This is a genomic window from Stenotrophomonas sp. MYb57, assembly GCF_002966815.1.
Lineage (GTDB): Bacteria > Pseudomonadota > Gammaproteobacteria > Xanthomonadales > Xanthomonadaceae > Stenotrophomonas > Stenotrophomonas indicatrix.
On record NZ_CP023271.1, the window covers coordinates 2,789,296 to 2,807,379 of the forward strand.

14 protein-coding genes are annotated in these 18,084 nt (G+C 67.2%); 6 read left to right on the forward strand and 8 right to left on the reverse strand.

Features of this window, described 5'->3' with window-relative positions; genetic code table 11:
• Window positions 1–43: 43 nt before the first annotated feature.
• Both CLM74_RS12795 and CLM74_RS12800 read left to right on the forward strand, forming a co-directional pair.
• Complete coding sequence (locus CLM74_RS12795) at window positions 44–3,067, forward strand: sensor histidine kinase (RefSeq protein WP_105164246.1); 3,024 nt, start codon at window positions 44–46, stop codon at window positions 3,065–3,067.
• Window positions 3,060–3,713 carry a response regulator transcription factor gene (locus CLM74_RS12800; protein WP_025878524.1) on the forward strand — a complete coding sequence of 218 codons (654 nt, stop codon included), beginning with the start codon at window positions 3,060–3,062 and terminating at the stop codon, window positions 3,711–3,713. Before CLM74_RS12795 ends, CLM74_RS12800 begins: the two co-directional genes overlap by 8 nt.
• Window positions 3,714–4,325: 612 nt before the next feature.
• Here CLM74_RS12800 and CLM74_RS12810 read toward each other — a convergent pair.
• A complete protein-coding gene (locus CLM74_RS12810; protein ID WP_105164248.1) occupies window positions 4,326–5,522 on the reverse strand; it encodes an MFS transporter in 1,197 nt (398 codons plus the stop codon).
• 94 nt (window positions 5,523–5,616) lie between these two features.
• On the opposite strand from CLM74_RS12810, the gene CLM74_RS12815 reads away from it, so the two are divergent.
• Complete coding sequence (locus CLM74_RS12815; RefSeq protein WP_105164249.1) at window positions 5,617–6,546, forward strand: LysR family transcriptional regulator; 930 nt, start codon at window positions 5,617–5,619, stop codon at window positions 6,544–6,546.
• A 33-nt stretch (window positions 6,547–6,579) separates the two neighbouring features.
• Here CLM74_RS12815 and CLM74_RS12820 read toward each other — a convergent pair whose 3' ends face one another.
• Together CLM74_RS12820 and CLM74_RS12825 are read right to left on the reverse strand one after the other, a co-directional pair.
• Window positions 6,580–8,028, reverse strand: a complete 1,449-nt coding sequence (locus CLM74_RS12820; RefSeq protein ID WP_105164250.1) for an amidohydrolase family protein — start codon at window positions 8,026–8,028, stop codon at window positions 6,580–6,582.
• A gap of 49 nt (window positions 8,029–8,077) precedes the next feature.
• The gene (locus CLM74_RS12825; protein WP_032975275.1) at window positions 8,078–8,779 is read right to left on the reverse strand and encodes an ankyrin repeat domain-containing protein; all 702 of its coding nucleotides are present in this window, start codon (window positions 8,777–8,779) and stop codon (window positions 8,078–8,080) included.
• A gap of 94 nt (window positions 8,780–8,873) precedes the next feature.
• Here CLM74_RS12825 and CLM74_RS12830 point away from each other — a divergent pair, with 94 nt between their 5' ends.
• Window positions 8,874–9,755, forward strand: a complete 882-nt coding sequence (locus tag CLM74_RS12830) for a LysR substrate-binding domain-containing protein (protein ID WP_032975274.1) — start codon at window positions 8,874–8,876, stop codon at window positions 9,753–9,755.
• Between the two features lie 456 nt (window positions 9,756–10,211).
• Here CLM74_RS12830 and CLM74_RS12835 read toward each other — a convergent pair whose 3' ends face one another.
• Window positions 10,212–11,372, reverse strand: a complete 1,161-nt coding sequence (locus tag CLM74_RS12835; protein ID WP_105164251.1) for an amidohydrolase family protein — start codon at window positions 11,370–11,372, stop codon at window positions 10,212–10,214.
• A gap of 184 nt (window positions 11,373–11,556) precedes the next feature.
• Here CLM74_RS12835 and CLM74_RS12840 point away from each other — a divergent pair, with 184 nt between their 5' ends.
• Window positions 11,557–12,198 carry a hypothetical protein gene (locus tag CLM74_RS12840; protein ID WP_025878517.1) on the forward strand — a complete coding sequence of 214 codons (642 nt, stop codon included), beginning with the start codon at window positions 11,557–11,559 and terminating at the stop codon, window positions 12,196–12,198.
• A 27-nt stretch (window positions 12,199–12,225) separates the two neighbouring features.
• On the opposite strand, the gene CLM74_RS12845 is transcribed toward CLM74_RS12840, so the two are convergent.
• Both CLM74_RS12845 and CLM74_RS12850 read right to left on the reverse strand, forming a co-directional pair.
• The gene (locus CLM74_RS12845; protein ID WP_234003354.1) at window positions 12,226–12,891 is read right to left on the reverse strand and encodes a hypothetical protein; all 666 of its coding nucleotides are present in this window, start codon (window positions 12,889–12,891) and stop codon (window positions 12,226–12,228) included.
• Between the two features lie 76 nt (window positions 12,892–12,967).
• A complete protein-coding gene (locus CLM74_RS12850) occupies window positions 12,968–15,694 on the reverse strand; it encodes a TonB-dependent receptor (protein WP_105164252.1) in 2,727 nt (908 codons plus the stop codon).
• A 315-nt stretch (window positions 15,695–16,009) separates the two neighbouring features.
• Here CLM74_RS12850 and CLM74_RS12855 point away from each other — a divergent pair, with 315 nt between their 5' ends.
• Window positions 16,010–16,519, forward strand: coding sequence for a GNAT family protein (locus tag CLM74_RS12855; protein WP_325051169.1), 510 nt, complete (start codon window positions 16,010–16,012; stop codon window positions 16,517–16,519).
• On the opposite strand, the gene CLM74_RS12860 is transcribed toward CLM74_RS12855, so the two are convergent.
• Together CLM74_RS12860 and CLM74_RS12865 are read right to left on the reverse strand one after the other, a co-directional pair.
• Window positions 16,516–17,280: a CDP-diacylglycerol diphosphatase gene (locus CLM74_RS12860; protein ID WP_199776101.1), complete on the reverse strand. Its 765-nt coding sequence runs from the start codon at window positions 17,278–17,280 to the stop codon at window positions 16,516–16,518. The two genes, CLM74_RS12855 and CLM74_RS12860, sit on opposite strands and share 4 nt — an antisense overlap.
• A gap of 77 nt (window positions 17,281–17,357) precedes the next feature.
• Window positions 17,358–18,020, reverse strand: a complete 663-nt coding sequence (locus CLM74_RS12865) for a decarboxylase (RefSeq protein ID WP_099784523.1) — start codon at window positions 18,018–18,020, stop codon at window positions 17,358–17,360.
• Window positions 18,021–18,084: the final 64 nt, after the last annotated feature.

Sequence of the window (18,084 nt, forward strand, 5' to 3'; positions counted from 1 at the left end):
AACGGGTCACCCCGGCCTGCCCCGCACCTGCCAGAATGACCGCATGCGTGGCCGCCCCTTCCCCTTCCTGCGTCGCCTGCCGGCGCTGCTGTCGTGCCTGCTGTTGTTGACTGCCCTGCCCGTCTTCGCCGTGCAGCAACCCGCAGTGAGCGATGGCATGCCCGGCTATCAGCACACCGCCTGGCGCGTCGGCCAGGGCGCCCCGGGGGATATCTGGGATATCGTCCAGGACCGCCAGGGCATGTTGTGGCTGGCGACGGGTTCGGGCCTGTACCGCTTCGACGGCCGGCGTTTCGAGCGGCAGGCCGCACCGGCGGGCACCCGTTTTCCCTCCACCAACATGGTTACCCTCGGCCTCGATGGCGGCGATGGTGGCCTGTGGATCGGCTACTTCCAGGCAGGCATCAGCCAGTTCACGCAGGAACGCCTGCGCAGCTTCGGCCGCCCGCAGGGCGTGCCGGTGGGTGTTGTCCCCCGCTTCGCGCATGACCGCAACGGCCGCCTGTGGGCTGCCGTCAATGGCGGCCTGCGCTGGTTCGATGGACATCGCTGGCAGGAGCCGCCGGCTTCCTTCGGCCTGCCGCAGAGACGCGTGCAATGGGTGCTGCAGGACCGCCACGGCACATTCTGGGTGCTGGCGGACCTGCAGATATGGCGTCGCCCTCCTGGCGCGGCCCGCTTCGAAGCCACCGGCATCGCGGTCTCGCAGATGGCCTCGCTGGTCGAGAGCCCGCGCGGCGAAGTCTGGCTGGCCGACCGCGTGCGCGGCACGTCGCCGCTGGCCAACGCGCATGGCCTGTTGCCCGCCGAGGAACGTGAAGCACGGCGGCTGCCCGGGCTGGTCGCCTCGCGTCTGCAGTTCACGGCCGACGGGGCCCTGTGGGCCACGCTCAGCCCGCACGGTGGCGTGGCCCGGGTCACCTTCGACGGCCAACAGGCTGTGCGCATGGAGCGCTTCGATGCCGCGCAGGGACTTACCGCGACGTCGGCAGTGCCGGTCCTTGCCGATCGCGAAGGCAACATCTGGGTAGGCACCAACCTCGGCCTCAACCGCTTCCGTGCGCACAGCGTGCAGACCTTGTCCGTGGGCCCTACCGATCCGTACCGGTCATTGGTACGCGCCAGTGATGGCCGGGTGTATGGCTATGGCGAAGACCTGAAGCTGTTCGACCTGCGTCGTCCGCTGCTGGGCGGCAGCGCTGCGCAGCTGCAGGCCGCGGCACGGCAGGCACCCACTCCGGCATGGCAGTTCGACTGGATCAATCTGGCGCGCACCGTCAGCGGCCACACCACCCTCATACCGCTGCCGGCACCATTCACCGGGCAGCCACTGCACGCCCTGCTGTTTGCCGATGCGGACCAGGCCTGGGCCTGCGCCGGCGAACGCGCGGTGCTGCACTACACGGACAACCGCTGGCGTCGCGAAACCCGGCTTCCCGAGCAGGCCTGTTCGTCGCTGGCGCGTACCGATGACGGTGCGCTGCTGCTGGGCTACGCCGATGGCACCCTGCGCCGCCTGCACGGCGGCACGGTCAACACCTTCGGCGCCACCGAAGGACTGTCGGTAGGCCCGGTAACCGCGTTGCTGCAGCACAAGGATCTGCTGCTGGTCGCCGGCGAGGCCGGCCTGGCCGCGCGTTTCGGCAACGGCCGCTTCCTGCCGGTGCGCACCGACATGGCCGGCATGCTGGAAGGCATCACCGGCATGGTCGCCGATGCGAACGGGCTGCTCTGGCTCAATGGCAGCCGCGGCCTGGTGCGGTTGCAGGTTGCCACCCTGCGCAGCGCGCTGCGCAACGACCAGGCGATAGCTCCCCGCCTGTTCGACGCGGTTGACGGCATGCCGGGCATCGCCCTGCAGAGCGGCCCCATCCCCACTGCGGTACTGGCGGCTGATGGCCTGCTGTGGCTTGCCACCAATCAAGGCCTGGCGTGGCTGGACACGCGGCAGTCGCACATCAACACCATGGCGCCTGGCGTGCGCATCGGTGACGTGCTGTATGGCAGTACCCAGGCCCCGTTGCAGGAGGGACTGCGCCTGCCGGCCGGCACTACCCAGCTGCAGATCGACTATGTCGCGCTGTCGCTGGCGCGGCCCGAGCGCAACCGCTACCGCTACCGACTGTCCGGCGTGGACGACGCTTGGCAGGAGGCCGGCGCGAGCACGCGCGCCTATTACACCAACCTCGCGCCGGGCCATTACCGCTTCGAGGTGGAAGCAGCCAACGAAGATGGCATCTGGAGCAGCACGCCAGCCAGTCGCAGCTTCCACATCGCACCGACGTTCCTGCAGACTGCCTGGTTCAAACTGTTGTGCGTCTGCGTGGTGATGGCTGCGCTGGCGCTGGCCGTGCGGGTCCGCAGCCGGCAGCTGGCGGCATTGTTCCGCGCCCGCCTGCAGGAACGCAACGGCGAGCGCGAGCGCATTGCGCGCGATCTGCACGACACCCTGTTGCAGGGTAGCCAGGGACTCATCCTGCGCCTGCACGCCATCAGCCAGTCGGCACAGACACCAGAGCCGGTACGCACCCAGCTGGAATCGGCGATGCTGCTGGCCGAGCGCAATCTGGCCGAAGGCCGGGAACGGGTCAACGCGCTGCGCGACGCACCGTTTGCCGGCCGCGATCTCGCCTCTGCACTGGCCGACGTGCATGCCGAATATGCAGGCCAAGGCACCAATCCACTGCGTTTGACCATGGAAGGCACCCCGCCGCCGCTGCAGGCCGAAGCCGCCGAGGAAGTGTTCCTGATCGGGCGCGAGGCCATCCGCAACGCGCTGCGGCATGCGCAGGCCAGTGCCATCGAAGTGGAACTGTCCTACGGCACGCGCTGCTTCCTGCTGCATGTGCGCGACGATGGCGTCGGCATCGCCAATGACAATGCCGGCGGCGGACACTGGGGCATGCAGGGCATGCGCGAGCGCGCACAACGGCTGGGTGCGGAGCTGCAGTTGTGGACACGCCCCGGCCTGGGCACCGAAGTCGCGCTGTCCGTGCCGGCCCGTCGCTTGTATCACCGACATCCACCGCGCTGGCGTTGGCCCTGGAGCAGAACCTCCCATGACTGAATCCCTTCCTCCCATCGGCGTGCTGGTGGTTGATGACCATCCGCTGTTGCGCGATGGCCTGGCCGCACTGCTCGGCGCACATGCCGACCTGCGCCTGCTCGGCGAAGCAGCCGACGGCGAGGAGGCTCTTGCCTGCTACCAGCAGTTGCGCCCGGATGTAGTGCTGATGGACCTGCAGATGCCACGCATGGATGGCGTGGAAGCAATCGTGCGGATCCGTGCGATCGATCCCCGCGCACGCATCATCGTGCTGACAACCTACCGCGGCGACGTGCGCGCCGTGCGCGCGCTGCAGGCCGGTGCCAGCGCCTACCTGCTGAAGGACATGCTGCGCCACGAACTGGTGGCCACCATCCGCACCGTGGCCAGTGGCCGTCGCGCACCGATACCGGCGGAAGTGGCGGCCAGCATCGCCGCGCACGTAGTGGAAGACCGGCTGTCGCCACGCGAAACCGAAGTGCTGCGCCACGTGGCCGGCGGCCTGTCGAACAAGCGCATCGGCGAACGCATGCAGATTTCCGAGCAGACGGTGAAGGCACACATGAAGAGCCTGATGGAAAAACTGGGCGTTGGCGACCGGACCCACGCGGTAACCCAGGCACTGCGTCGCGGAATCATCAGCCTGGATGACACCGGTCAGGAGTGAAGGGTCTTCGGCAGGGCTGCGCCCTGCACCCGCAGAGGCCGAAGCAACAGCAACAGCCGAAGCAACAGCAACAGCAACAGCAAAAGCCTGCATTCCTTGGGATGGCGGGGAGGGGACAGATGGCGGGGGACGCTGCAAGTACGTCCATGTAAGCTCGGTCGCGCCATCCATGGCGCTCACGCCCCCGCCATCTGTCCCCTCCCCGCCTCCGACAATTTCCCGCGATCTGTCGGAATGTCATGGCCTGCTCTTGGTGGGTGTCGACCTTGGTCGACACGTAGATCCACGCCATGCGTGGATGCTCTTCGATCAATTGTCGAAATATTCGATTTCGATTGGATTTGATCCAAGCGAAGCACAGATGGACCAACAGACACCGGACAACTGTCGAAGGCGGGGCGGTGTCGGATTGCGGGGTGTCAGCCGCATGGATGCGGCTGCCAAGCCTACAAGGACGTACTTGCGGCGTCCCCGCCATCCGACACCGCCCCGCCCCCACGGAATACCCGCTGTTGCTGTTGCTGTTGCTGTTGCTGTTGAGATTGAGGTTGAGGTTGCCGGCCAGCGGCCGGCACTACAGCAGGTGCAGGGCGCAGCCCTGCCGAGCCACCCTCAACGAAGACGGATCAGCAGGCTGCCACCGGCGCAGATCGTCGCCAGCCACGCCACGCCGTGCCAACCCCACTGCGCCAGCGCCAGGCTGCCCAACGCACCGCCGCCAGCCATGCCGATGAACATGCCGGTGAACAGCAGTGCATTGAGGCGACTGCGCGCCGGCGGCACCAGGCCGTAGACCAGGGTCTGGTGCGCGACCAGCGCCGACTGGAAACCGAAGTCGAACAGCAGCGCGCTGACCACCAGCAACGGCAGCAGCGCCACGGCCGGCAGCCACGAATCAACCAGCAACAGCGCAAAGCCAACCAAGGCGACGGCAATCGCCAACCGCGCGACTGCAGGGCTGCCCAACCGATCTGCAAAACGACCGGCAACCGGTGCCGCCAATGCACCCGCAGCACCGGCAATGCCGAACGCACCCGCGGCGGCACTGCCCAGGCCCAGCCGTGCGTGCAGCATCAGCGCCAGCGTCGACCAGAACGCACTGAAGCCCACCGCCAGCAGCGACTGGCTGGCCACGGCGCGGCGCAGCTGCGGCTGCTCACGCCAGAGCGCCAGCAACGAACCCAGCAGCGCCGGATAACGCAGCGTACTGGTCGCAGCGAAGTGCGGCAGTGCGCGTGCCATCACCGCCCCCATCGCCAGCACCGAAAGCGCAGCGAGGCCGAACTGCACGCGCCAGCCCCAGGCTTCGGCCACCACGCCGCTGACCACGCGCGACAGCAGGATGCCCAGCAGCAGGCCGGTCATCACCCTGCCCACCACCTGCCCGCGCTGCGCATCCGGTGCCAGCACCGCGGCGGCCGGCACGATGTCCTGTGCCAGCGTGGCCATCAGCCCCACCAGCAGGCTGGCAACAAGAAGCCCCGGCAACTGGCCGGCCAAGGCGGCCGCCCCCAGGGCCGCCGCCAGCAGCACCGACTTCAGCAGGATCAGGTTGCGCCGGTCGAAGCGGTCGCCCAACGGAGCCAGCAGCAGGATGCCCAGCGCATAGCCAAGCTGGGTCAGCGTCGGCACCAAGCCTACGGCACGCTCGCCCGCAGCCAGATCCTGCGCGATCAGGCCCAGCATCGGCTGGCTGTAATAGAGCGAGGCCACCGAAAAGCCCGCTCCGGCGGCCATGGCCAGCACCAGTGATGGGGCGGGCGCAGCGCGTGGCGCAGAGACGACAGTTGAGAGCGAGGGAGCGGGCATGGAAGGCACCAGGGAGAGAATTGGAGCCTAGCGTGCCTACATTCGCGAGGCGTCTGTAGTAGGCTCAACAACATACTTTACATACGCCATACGCATGAACGACCTCGCATCGGGCGGCGACCGCCTGGACCTGCTGCGTACCTTCCTGCGCATCGTCGACAGCGGCAGCCTTTCGGCCGCCGCCGTGCAGCTGGGCACCACCCAGCCCACCGTCAGCCGTCGGCTTCAAGCCCTGGAACGGCAGCTGGGCCTGCACCTGCTGCAGCGCTCTACCCACGGCCTGCTGCTGACCGAGGACGGCCAGCGCTGCCAACGCCATGCGCAGCGGGTGGTGGACGAATGGGAAGCGCTGCAGGCCGAGCTGCACGGGCAGACACAGAGGCTCAGCGGCCGCCTGCGGGTGATGGTGCCGCATGCGTTCGGCCAGGCGCAGCTGCTGCCCACCATGCTCGACTTCCTGGCCCAGCATCCACAACTGAGCCTGGAGTGGATCCTCGAGGACCGCCGCCCGGACTTCATCGCCGAAGGCATCGACTGCGCGGTGCGGGTCGGCGCGGTCGATGAACCGCGCGTCGTTGCCCTGCCGCTGGCCGAAGTACCTCGCATTGTCGTGGCCGCACCGTCGCTGGCCGATGCGGAGTCGATCACCACCCCCGAACAGGCGCAGGCATTGCCGTGGATCTCGCTGGTCACCTACTACCGCGAACGTCTGCTGCTGCACGATGCGCAGGGCCGTGCGCACACGCTGTCGATCACACCGCGCCTGCTGAGTGACAACCTGTTCGTGGTGCAGCAGGCCGCACGTGCTGGATTGGGAGCCGCAGTGGTGTCGGCCTGGCTGGTGGCCGAGGATCTGGCCGAAGGTCGGTTGGTGCAGCTTTTAGCGGACTGGCAGGCACCACCGCTGCCGGTGCATCTGGTGTTCCCCGCTGCGCGACAGCAACCGCTGCGCCTGCGCGCCTTCATCGATGCGATGAAAACCACGCTGCCGCAGCTGCATGGCATGCGGCCGGCACCGCGCTAGGCGCTACCGGCCGCATCACTGCGAAGCGTGGTCCTACTTCGCCACGGCATTCCATGCAGCGACCTTTGCCTTGGTGTCGGCCAGCATCTTGTCCAGCGCCGCGCGATCGTACACATCACCGCGCAGGATCACGCTGTCGATCTTTTCGGTGGCAGCGATGTCCTGCAACGGGTTGGCGGTCAGCAGCACCAGATCGGCCGCCTTGCCCGTGGCGACGCCGCCATAGCGCTGCATCTGGCCGAACCAGGCCGGGCCCGAACGGGTGGCGGCCGACAGCGCCTGCGGTGCGCTCAGGCCTTCCTTCACGAACAGCTGCAGTTCCTGGTGCAGGCCGATGCCGGGGTAGTTGAACGAATTGAGGAAGCCAGCATCGGTACCGGCAATGATCGTCACTCCCGCTTCCTGCAGCAGCGGCAGCACCGCAGCCACCTGGTGGTACTGCGCATGGCGCGCCTCGATCTGCGCCGGGGTGGCCTTGGCCGCGCGTTCGATGCGCCAGGTGTAGGTCGCGCGCAGGCCCGGGCCGATATAGGCCAGATACGGGTCGTTGGCGTGGTCATCCTGGTCGAGGAAGTCGAGGATGCGGCCACCGTTGAGGGTCGGCGTCACGAATACGCCACGCTTGGCGAAATCACGGTAGGCATGCAGCGCGGTTTCGCGATCGAAGCTGGCGTCGAGCCGGCGGTTGGCTTCGGCGCGATCGATGCGCCCGGCGCCGAAATCGGCGGCGATCTGCGCCTCGTCCTTGCTGCCAGCCTTGAAGGCATAGTCCAGATGCTCGATCGAGGCCAGGCCCGCATCCACGGCCTGCTCCACCGTCAACGCCATCGGAATGTGGCCCGAGGCCTTGAGACCCGCCTTGCGCGCCGCGCTGGCCGAGTACAGGAACAGCTCTGGCGTCAGCGTGCTGTCGGTGATCTTCACGAAGTCGACCTTGTCGTGCTGCAGGCGCTCGATCGCCTTGTCCGCGTCGGCCTTGCTTCCCACTTCGATGGTGCCCTTCCAGACCGGCTTGATGCCTTCGATTTTCGCACCGGAGGTCAGCAGGCGCGGACCGAACAGCGTGCCGTTGGCGATGTCGCCGCGCCACTGCAGTACCTGCTGCGGAAGATCACCTGAGCAATCGCGGATCGTGGTGATGCCATGAGCGATGTACAGCGGCAGCAGCGCCTTGTTCTCTTCCACCAGCGCCGGACCACCACCGAAGTGCACGTGCATGTCCCACAGGCCTGGAATCAGGTACTTGCCCTTGGCGTCGATCTGCCGGCTGGCGCTCCACTGGCTGCGTAGCTGCGCATCGGGACCGACCGCGACGATGTCCTCGCCACGGATGACCACGCTCTGCCCGGGCACGCTGCGTGCGTGCTCGACATCGACCACCGTGGCGTCGCGGATCAGCAGATCGGCGCGCTCGGCGGCAGACGCCGACAGCGGTGCAACGGCAAGAAGGACGGCAAGGGACAACGGATGGGAACGGAACATGGACGGCATCCTGGTGGGCACGGCAGCGTGCGGGTGGAAGGGGCGGGTGTCAGCGCGTCGCGCCATGCTGGCGCAGCAGGGTTTCGATGTTGGTGTAGCCGCGTTGCTTGGCATGCGCCAGCGGCGTTACGCCGTCGCCATCGGCAAGCTCGGGGTTGGCGCCAGCGTCCAGCAGCAGCTGTACGATCTGCACGTGGCGCGGGCCGCCATCGCCAAGCAGGATCGCCTCCAGCAGTGCAGTCCAGTGCAGGCGGTTGACATGATCCACGGCCACGCCGGCGCGCAGCAGCGTACGCACGGTGGCGACGTGGCCGCGTTCGGCCGCAGGAATCAGCGCGGTACCGCCATAGCGGTTGGTGCTGCGCAGGTCTGCACCGTGGGCGAGCGTCAGCGCCAGGATCTCATCCAGGCCGCGCGCGCCGGCATACAGGTACGCGCTGTCCTGCATCGCGTCCTTGGCATTGACGTCGGCACCGGCCTCGATCAGTTCCCGCGCCGCGTCCACGCTGTTGCCGTGGGTGGCCAGCAGCAGGGCCGTGCGGCCCTGGCCGTCACGCGCCTCCAGATCAGCACCCGCATCCAGTGCCTCGCGCACGGCGCGGGCATCACCGCGGCTGGCGGCATCGCGCAGCTGCGCATCGGCGTCGCTTCGGGAAGTCGCCGTACACGCCGGGATGACCATGGCCAGCAGGCACAGCAGCAGCATGCGGGCCAATGCCGAACGGCGCTGCCGGGAGCGAGGGTGGTGCATCGTGACTCTCCTCATGCGCAATGGCGCCGGCCATTGCCGGCCCCTGCCCTGCATGGTAGAAGTCGGCACGGGTATCCAGAAGTGAAATGTTCAAATGCAAGACAGTGCCAAATCGAATAGAACAGTGTTCGAACTGGACCTGCTGCGGGCCCTGGTGATGGTCGCCGACTGTGGCAGCTTCACCACCGCGGCTACCCGCCTGCATTCAACCCAGTCCACGGTCAGCCAGAAGATCCGCCGCCTGGAGGAGCTTGCCGGCCACCGCCTGCTTGAACGCGGCCACCGCGACGTGCATCCCACCGACGCCGGGCACACCCTGCTGGGCTATGCCCGGCGCATGCTGGATCTGAACGAGGAACTGGCCCAGGCCTTGGCCGGCGCCACCGTGGAGACCGCGGTGCGCATCGGCGTGCCGGAGGACTTCGTGAACCCGCAGACCACGCGCATGCTGGCCGCCTTCAGTCGCCGCCACCCGCAGGTCAAGCTGGAAATCAGCAGCGGCCTCAGCCGTGATCTGGCCCATGGCTTCGACCATGGCGAGCTGGACCTGGTGCTGGTCAAGCAGCGTCGCAACACCCGCCAGGCCGTGCACTGCCGGCGCGAACCGATGCACTGGATCGACAGCCTGCGCAGCAGCAGCCTGCAGCAGGACCCGCTGCCACTGGTCACCTTCCCGCCGCGCGGGCTGTACCGCGACGAGATGATCCAGGCCGTCGAGGCCTTGGGCCTGCGCTGGCGCATCGCGTTCACCAGTTCCTCGCTGAGCGGCATCCAGGGCGCGGTGGCCGACGGCATCGGCATCAGCCTGCTGCCACGGCGCGCGGTCAACCGCGAACACCGCATCATCGATGGGCAGCGCGACCTGCCCCTTGTCGACAACTACGAGATCGGCCTGCTGCATCGCGCCGATGCCGATGATGCGGTGCGTGCGCTGGCCAGCGAGTTGTGGCGCCAGGTGCAGCGCGAGCCGGAATAGTCGGCAGGGCTGCGCCCTGCACCCCATGGGTAGTGCCGGCCGCTGGCCGGCAACCTCAACAGCAAGCTCAACAGCAAGCTCAACAGCAACAGCTGGTTTCCTGTCGGATGGCGGGGTGGCATGGCCTGCTCTTGGCAGGTGTCGACCTTGGTCGACCAGTAGATCCACGCCACGCGTGGATGCTTTTCGAGATATTCGATTTCCAATGGAGATTCATCCACGCATGGCGTGGATCTACTGGTCAGCGGGAACCTGTCGAAGGCGGGGCGGTGTCGGATTGCGGGGCATCCGCGCCATGGATGGCGCGGCTGAGCCTACAGGGACGTACTTGCGGCGTCCCCGCAATCCGACATCGCACCGCCCTCCCACGGCATGCCGCTGTTGCTTCGGCTGTTGCTGTTGAACTTGCCGGCCAGCGGCCGGCACTACCAGGTGCTACCGGGCACCGCCCGGCCGCTACAGCCAACGGCCGCCGACCACCACGCGTCGCTCGGCCGGCACTGCGGCCACCGCCGCCGGGCCATGGTCGGCACGCACCGCCACGAAGGTAGCCGGACGACCTTCTGCAATGCCGTACTGCGGCAACCCGATCACCTCCGCCGCGTGGGTGGTGACCATGTCCAGCGCCAGCATCAGGTCCGCATCGGTGTAGAAGCCCGACCGATAGCCCAGCAGCATCGCCCGCTGCAGCAGGTCGCCATTGCCATAGGGCCACCAGCAGTCACGGATGTTGTCGTTGCCGGCAAACACGCGCACACCGGCGTCGTGCAGAGCACGCAGCGGCGGGAACGGATGGTCGCCCGGCGCATTGCTCATGATCGCTACGCCTGCGGCAGCCAAGGCCTCACCCACCTGCAGCGCCCGCGCCAACGGCACCTCGCCCAGCGCATAGGCGTGACTGACCGCCACCCTGCCCTGCAGGCCCGCCGCGCGTGTGCGCGCGGCGATCCGCAGCAGCTGCGCCAGCCCGGTCTCGCCCGGCTCGTGCAGATGGATGTCCAGACGCACGCCATAGCGCTCGGCCAGCCCGAACAACAGCGCAAGCTGGCCGTCGGCATCCCCGTCCAGCGTGCTCGGGTCGATGCCTCCAAGCACCTCCACCCCGGCAGCAATCGCCTGTTCCAGAATGGCCGCCGTGCCCGGGCACGACATCACGCCCGCCTGTGGGAATGCCACCAACTGGATGCGCATGATGTCGGCACAACGCAGCGCCGCTTCACGCACCGCCTCCAGGTGACGCAGGCCGGTGCTGCCATCGATATCGACGTGGCACCGCATCACCACCGTACCGAATCCGCTGCACTGGCGGATCAGGGCCTCGGCACGATCAGCCATGGGTGCGGCGGTAGCAATCGCGGCTTTTTCCACCGCCAGACGCTCGCGCAGGCTGTTCACCGGCTGATGCGGATGCCAGCGGTCGCCGACGAAACTCTTGTCCAGGTGGATATGGCCGTCGACCAGTCCAGGCAGCACGGTAAAGCCGGTCAGATCGACGCTTTCGGCTCCCTGTGCTGCTGCATCGTCGCCATTGATGCCGACAAACCGGCCATCACGGATGTGGAAATGCAGCGGGGCACCGTCGCGATCGACGCCGCCATGGACGAACTGCAGGGTCATCAGGTTCTCCCGGAAAGCCAACACTGGCGCCATCCTGCCCGCCGCCGCGTCCATCGGCCAACGAAATATCTGCATGCCATGCATTCACCGGCACGATGAATCCCGTCCGCGACCGTGCGCCGCAGGGACGCCGGATACACGCCTGAACGGGTAACATGGGCGCCTGTTTCCGCTGTGATGCCGCATGGGCCCGTCCGACCGCCACGATCGTCTTCGCCGCTGGCAGGCCGCGTCCCTGCTGGCCGCTGCCCCGATCGCCAGCCTGTCCGCCACCGATGCCAGCGCCAGCGCGCCCCTGCAGGCGCCGCCGGGCCAGCAGCGGATTGCCTCCGCCGCGCTGGTGGAGGTACTGCACCAGCGCGTGCTGGCCGGCCAGAGCGCCACCGCCACCCTGGAAAGCTGGTGCGCCGAGCACGGCCTGGCCGAGCAGGCCCGGGTCCGTGCCGTGCGTGTGCACGGCCAGGACAAGACCGCGCCGGCCGACGTGCTGCAGGCCCTGGGCGCCACTGCCTCCACGCCCCTGCGTTACCGGCGCGTGCAGCTGGCCTGCGGCAGCCGCGTGCTGTCCGAGGCCGACAACTGGTACCTGCCCGACCATCTCAGCCCGGCCATGAACCAGGTCCTGGACACGACCGACGAGCCGTTCGGCCGCGTGGTCGGTCCGCTGGGCTTCCAGCGCCAGACCGTGACCGACCAGACGTTCTGGCCGCCGCGCGGCGATGGCGACCATGGTGTGATCCTGGAAGTGCGCGCACTGCTGCGCGACCGCCAGCAGCAGCCTTTCAGCTACGTCATCGAGTCGTACCTGGTGCAGGCGCTGCCGTAACGTTTCATCCGCCCGGCATGTCTCGACCTACTGGGTGGTGATGCCGTTGGCAGCCGGATCGGTGGAGAACACGAAGCGTCCCGAATGCAGGTTCCTGCCCAGGGTGTACTCGGCCGTTGCGAATGCATAGACGGGAGGCGTGTTGCCCTTCCCGAAGGAGCGCGCCCAGGCGCTGAAACCGTCTTCGCTCCGGCTGCGGATCTCGCCGAGGCACAAGCTGTAGCCGCATGCGAACGAGACCACGTCCGTATTCCCGTCCAGCGCCGCAGTCACCGCTGACCTGTACAGCCCGGTCAGATCCTGTGCTTCCGGTTGGCGTGCGGCATCCTGCTCGAATTGGCTGACCGCCTGTGCGAATGCTCTGTTGGAACCGACCACCGCATGGAATCGTTCAACGGACATCGCCCCCTCACTCAACAGGCTGCGCTCGCCGGTGAGGAACGTTCCTTCCGCTGGCTTGGCCGCCGCAGCAATGACTGCAGACCCGGGCGAAGCGGGAGCGGTGTGCAGGGATGTTGCAGCAGCGCGTATCCGTGTTGCTGCCTCAACCCGGTCGGCAGGCGCCATCGTGGCATCCTGGGCAGCGGCTGCCGGTGCTTCTTCTTTGCTGCTGCAGCCCGCGACTGCGAGCACCACGACCATCAGATGACGAACGTCCATGCGTTGTTTCCTCCCTGTTGATTGGGTGAGCATGCCATTGCATGGCGCTGGAAGCGAAGTGCCACACAAAGAAAGGCCCGGCAATGCCGGGCCTTTCGTTTTGCATCGCTTAACGGAACCGGTAATCCAGCTGCACCCAGAACTGACGGCCATACGGGTCGTAGTTGCCGACCGGATAGAACGGCCAACCGCCACCGTTCTTGTCTGCCGGCGGGCGGCTGTCGCGCAGGTTGTTGACGATCACGCCCACCGACAGGTTTTCGCCGAACTGGCGGAACACGCTGGCGTTGTAGGTCATGTACGGTGCGATGCGGCCACTGCCATCGGTCTTGGGCAGCGAGCCGAAACGGTTGCCATACAGCGTCGTGGTCCAGTCGCCCTGGTTCCAGGTGACGCTGCCATTGGCCTTGCTGCGCCACTGGTAGTCATCCAGCGAATTGCGGATGTCGCGCACTTCGTCATCGGCGAACTGCTTGTACTCATGCTCCAGCACCAGGGTGTAGGCCAGGCGCGTGGTGAAGCGGCCATAGCGGCCCGCATCGAAGCGCCAGTTGCCCTTCAGGTCGATGCCGCGCACCGACTCCGATGCCGCATTGATCGGGTTGATCAGTACGCGGGTCACCTGGTCCGGCTGCACGGTGGCAGTGGAGGGGTTGCGGATCACCCGCGAAAGCGCGTCCTGGCACAGCGACGAGCTGATGTCGCGCGTTTCGCCGCCGAGGGTGCGGCCCAGCCGGCAATCGGCCTCATCACGCAGGATGCGGCTGGTGTCGAGGCTGGTCACTTCGTTGTCGATGCGGATGTCGTAGTAGTCGGCGCTGAAATCCAGCCCGGACAGTGGCGACCAGACCACGCCGAAGCCATACGACTTGGCCGACTCGGGCTGCAGCTGCGGGTTGGCGCGGTTGCTGTAGTCGATCGACAGGCCGTTGTAGTCGCAGTTGTCATACGACTGGCCGGCGGTGCGGCAGCGCCAGTAGTCGGTCATGCCGGGGTTGTAGCCACGGGTCTCCGTGGCGAACACATAGTTCATGTCCGGCGCACGGAAGCTGGTGGCCGCGGTGCCGCGGATCAGCAGGCTTTCGATCGGACGGAATTCGACACCGAAGCTCCAGGTCGCCTTGCCGATATGCTCGCCGCCGGCGCGGTACTGGTCGTAGCGACCTGCCAGGGTGGTGGTCAGCGACTGCAGCAACGGCAGCTGCAGTTCAACACCGGCCGCATAGCGGTCACGTTCGCCACCAGCACCGATGCCGGCGCTGGTGTTCCAGAATTCGCCGGTGCCCAAGCGCGGGTCCGGGCGATTGCGGTAGCCCTGGCTGCCCGCTTCGACCACCGCGGCCAATGCGGCATCGCCACCGGGCAACGCGAACAGGCGGCCGTTGACCGTCGCGCTGAAGGTCTGCAGCCACGCGGCATTGCGGCTTTCCTGGTAGTCGGACAGGCGACCGTACTCGTCTGGCGTCAACGGCTGGAACAGGCGCGCAGGGTCTGGTGCATAGACCTCCACGCCGTTGCGCACACCCAGCTGCGGGCCCAGCAGGTACTCGTTGATGCCGGCCAGCAGCACCGGGCGGCGCGTGCGGTTCTCGTAGCGCGAGCGGCTGTAGACGGCCTCGTAGTCCCAGCCGCTGTCGCCGATCTGACCACGCGCACCGACGTTGAACGACCACGAGTTTTCCAGGAAGCGATTGGCATTGCGCGGCAGGCCGCCGATTTCCTCCGGCGCGAAGCGGCGGTACCAGCTCTCCAGGTTGCCCGTGTTCTGGTTGTAGAAGTAGTTGCGTGACGAGGTCCAGGTGGGCGCGCGGGTATTGTTGTTGATCCGTGCGCTGCCCAGCGCGACATCCGCAAACAGGTCGGTGGTGTCGTTGACGTGGAAGGTCAGCAGGCCGTAACCGTTGAGGTTGCGCTTCTCGGTCTGCACGGTCCAGTAACTGGCAGCGGCTTCGTTGCTGCCGCAGTACCAGCCCTGGCGCGGGTTGTTGGCGCGCAGCACGCTGCCACCGTAGATGGACGAAGCCGCATCGCAGCCGGCGGTGCCCGGATCGATGTTGCGACCGGTGGCTGCATTGCGACGATAGGCGACGGCCGTCGGCCGCGGCGCCTTGCCGGTGGGGTCATCGTCCAGCGAATCCATGAAATCGCGCTGGCGCGCATGGATCGCCTTGCGCACGTCCAGTTCGAAGCCGAACAGGCCTTCCCAGCGGTCGCCCGAGCTGCCTCCCACCACCTGCACGCGCTGGTTGTCACCACCGCCCTGCTGGGTGCCGCCGGCACGCACGTTGACGTCCACGCCGTCGAAGCGGTCCTTGAGGATGATGTTGACCACACCGGCGATGGCATCGGAGCCATACACCGCAGATGCCCCTGCGGCCAGCACCTCGATGCGCTCGATCAGCGCACTGGGGATGTTGGCCAGGTTGACCACGTTCACCGAGCCTTCGTAGGCCAGCGGATAGTCGGCCTGGCGGCGGCCGTTGACCAGCACCAGCGTGCGGTTCGGGCCCAGGCCACGCAGGTTGATGGTGTTCGCCGCCGGGGTGAAGGTATTGCCGAAGTCCTCGCCCTGCACGTTGCCGGTGTTCTCGGTGAGCGCGCTCAACGCATCGAATGCATTGCGATAGCCCTGCGCATCGATCTGCTCGCGGCTGATCACCGTGACCGGCGACGGTCCCTCGACACTGGCACGCGGGATGCGCGAGCCGGTGACCTTCACTTCCTGCAATGAGGTGGGTGCGCTTTCCTGCGCGAAGGCGGGCAACGAGGCCAGCATCAGGGACGACAAGGCAAGCACCAGCGGACGCGGGCGCAGCGCCAGGGAAGAGGCGGACATGGGCTTCCTGGGGGAGTTGGGCGGGTGGTCCGGGGCGCTGGCGACGGTGTGCGCATAACGATCCCGTAACGAAAGTGTCCTGAACGGATGGTTGCAACGGAAATGACCAGGCTTGATGGCGTTATGCCTGAACCGAATCAGACCGCAGCCAGCGACCGCGCCGCATTTGCAACTTCTTTCATTGTTCCCCCTCGCCGGCCTGCGGCATCGTCCCACCCCATGAACCGGTATTTCCCTACTTCCCTGCCACCGCTGCGACCGGTGCTGCGCCGCCACCTCCTGCTGCTCCAGCACGGGCCTGTGGTGCTGCGGCCGTTGCAGCGTTCAGACCTTTCCGCCTGGCGTCACCACTATCGACAGGTCGAACGCAGCGGCAACCCGCCTGACCATTTCGATGCCGAAGCCCATTTCCTCTGCGGTGTGCAGCGTTCGCAGCTGCAACACGACAACGATCATCTGCTGCTGGGCAGCTTCGACGCAGCGGGTGAGTTGCTGGACCAGTTGAACCTGCACCTGCATTGCGCGCATGCGCGCAGCGTTGAACTGCGTTGGCTGCATGCCGCAGGCTGTCCCCAGCGGCGGCAGCTGCACGCTTCGTTGCAGGCGCTGTGCACGTTCCTGTTCGAACAGGTGGGGATCCGTCGCCTGTTCGTGCTGCTGCCGCCCGATGCAGGCAGCGCGCTGGTCGCTACCCTGCAGGCGATCGGCTTCGAGCGCGAAGGCCTGCTGCGCGACCACCACCTGGATGTCGAAGGCTGGCAGGACCGCCAGCTCTACGCCCTGACAGCCCCTGCCTGGCTGCAACGGCAGTCAGCAGAGAACTAGCGCACCCGCTCCAGCGAAGCATCCGCGCCGGTCAACACGCTGCAGGCATGGTCCTGCAGCTCCTCTGCGCTGGCATCGTTGTCGCTGCCGGGATCCAACTGCGTGGCCAGCAGGATGAAACCCGGCGCGCCATGCACGCCCTCGTGCCCCGCCACCAGCAGGCTCCATTGGCCAACCCTGTCCACACCGCTCAGGCCATAGGCCAGCAGGTTGAGGGGATTGGCAGTCAACGCCTCGCCCGGCAGCAACCGCGCCTGGTATTGATGGCCGCGCAGCCGTACCGGCAGCGGTGCCCACTGCGTGCCGAGGGCCGCGCGATTGTCTTCCAGCGCCAGCAGCACGTCGGCGCGCAGGCAATCGACGTGGATGTGCAGCTGGTGCTGTGAACGTCCATGCGGCGAGTTCAATGCCAGGCTGGCGACGCTGCGCGGCAACCGCTGGCCAAGTGCCTGCTCGGTACGAGCGCGGGCCTGCCAGGCGGCAGCAAAGTAATTGGGTGCCCCGCGCCGGTACAACGCGGGACTTTCGATGCCACTGACCTTGTCCAGTGGCATCAGCAGGAACTGATAGCGGCCGTGCGCGTCCTTGACCAGCACATCGCGGTGATCAACGGCCGGGCGCACCTGCAGGCAATCGCCGCGTGGCGACTGTGCGCCCTGGCAATCACGTTCGATCAGGCGCCACAGCGCATCCGAATGGGCCGGTGGCGGCGCAGGGGGCACGCTGGCACAACCGGCCAGCAACAGCAGGGGCAGCAACAGAAATCGCACGGCAACAACTCGCAGGATCAGGCGCGCAGGCAGCGCCGCGCGCCATTCTAGCCAGTGGGATGTGGCAATCAGTAGGTGCCGAACGGCACTTCAACCACGACCGGGGCGCCGGCAGGCAGCACCTGCAGGGTGTACCGGTCCAGTGCGCCGTCATCATCGGCCAGCGGCTGGCGGTGGAACTGCAGGCGATAATGGCCCTCGCCCACGCGCACCTCGGTGCCGTCGGCAGCCAGCGCGGCAGCGTCGGGCAGCAGCAGCCCGCCCAGGTCGCTGTAGGCACCGGCAACATCGGCGAAACCATAATCGGCCAGTTCATCCACCCGCTGCATCGCATAGACATGCGGCAGATACGGGCGCGCCGGGCTGCGGCCGTTGCTCAGATCGGTCACCCCGGCCTGCGGCAGGTGGTACTGCTCGCGCAGCGCGGCAACACCCAGCGACTCGCTGGCCACCTGCAGGCAGCACACCGTGCGCTTGCCTTCACGGTCGAGGATGGCGAAGCGATCACCACGGGTTGCGGCCTGCGGCAGCATCGCGAACGCCAGGTTGCGCTGCGCCGGCTGGTAACCGGCTTCGGTCTGCAGGTTGCGCCAGCCACCAAATACCGGCGCTTCGGCCGCCGGCGCTGGCGTCGGTTCGGCAGCCATGGCTGCCACTGCCATGCAGAGCAACGACAGCACTGCCGTCGCCTTCACTGCGTTCTGCCTGCCACGGAAACTGCCTGACCTCATACCGGACCCAACACCTGCACCGGAGTGGCCCGGCCTGCCCGCCGGCACGTTGCCGGCAACGCCG

Coding starts and splice junctions, on each gene's coding strand:
- CLM74_RS12795 (WP_105164246.1), top strand. CDS start 44: ATGCGTGGCCGCCCCTTCCCCTTCCTGCGTCGCCTGCCGGCGCTGCTG.
- CLM74_RS12800 (WP_025878524.1), top strand. CDS start 3,060: ATGACTGAATCCCTTCCTCCCATCGGCGTGCTGGTGGTTGATGACCAT.
- CLM74_RS12810 (WP_105164248.1), bottom strand. CDS start 5,522: ATGCCCGCTCCCTCGCTCTCAACTGTCGTCTCTGCGCCACGCGCTGCG.
- CLM74_RS12815 (WP_105164249.1), top strand. CDS start 5,617: ATGAACGACCTCGCATCGGGCGGCGACCGCCTGGACCTGCTGCGTACC.
- CLM74_RS12820 (WP_105164250.1), bottom strand. CDS start 8,028: ATGTTCCGTTCCCATCCGTTGTCCCTTGCCGTCCTTCTTGCCGTTGCA.
- CLM74_RS12825 (WP_032975275.1), bottom strand. CDS start 8,779: ATGCACCACCCTCGCTCCCGGCAGCGCCGTTCGGCATTGGCCCGCATG.
- CLM74_RS12830 (WP_032975274.1), top strand. CDS start 8,874: ATGCAAGACAGTGCCAAATCGAATAGAACAGTGTTCGAACTGGACCTG.
- CLM74_RS12835 (WP_105164251.1), bottom strand. CDS start 11,372: ATGACCCTGCAGTTCGTCCATGGCGGCGTCGATCGCGACGGTGCCCCG.
- CLM74_RS12840 (WP_025878517.1), top strand. CDS start 11,557: ATGGGCCCGTCCGACCGCCACGATCGTCTTCGCCGCTGGCAGGCCGCG.
- CLM74_RS12845 (WP_234003354.1), bottom strand. CDS start 12,891: ATGCTCACCCAATCAACAGGGAGGAAACAACGCATGGACGTTCGTCAT.
- CLM74_RS12850 (WP_105164252.1), bottom strand. CDS start 15,694: ATGTCCGCCTCTTCCCTGGCGCTGCGCCCGCGTCCGCTGGTGCTTGCC.
- CLM74_RS12865 (WP_099784523.1), bottom strand. CDS start 18,020: ATGAGGTCAGGCAGTTTCCGTGGCAGGCAGAACGCAGTGAAGGCGACG.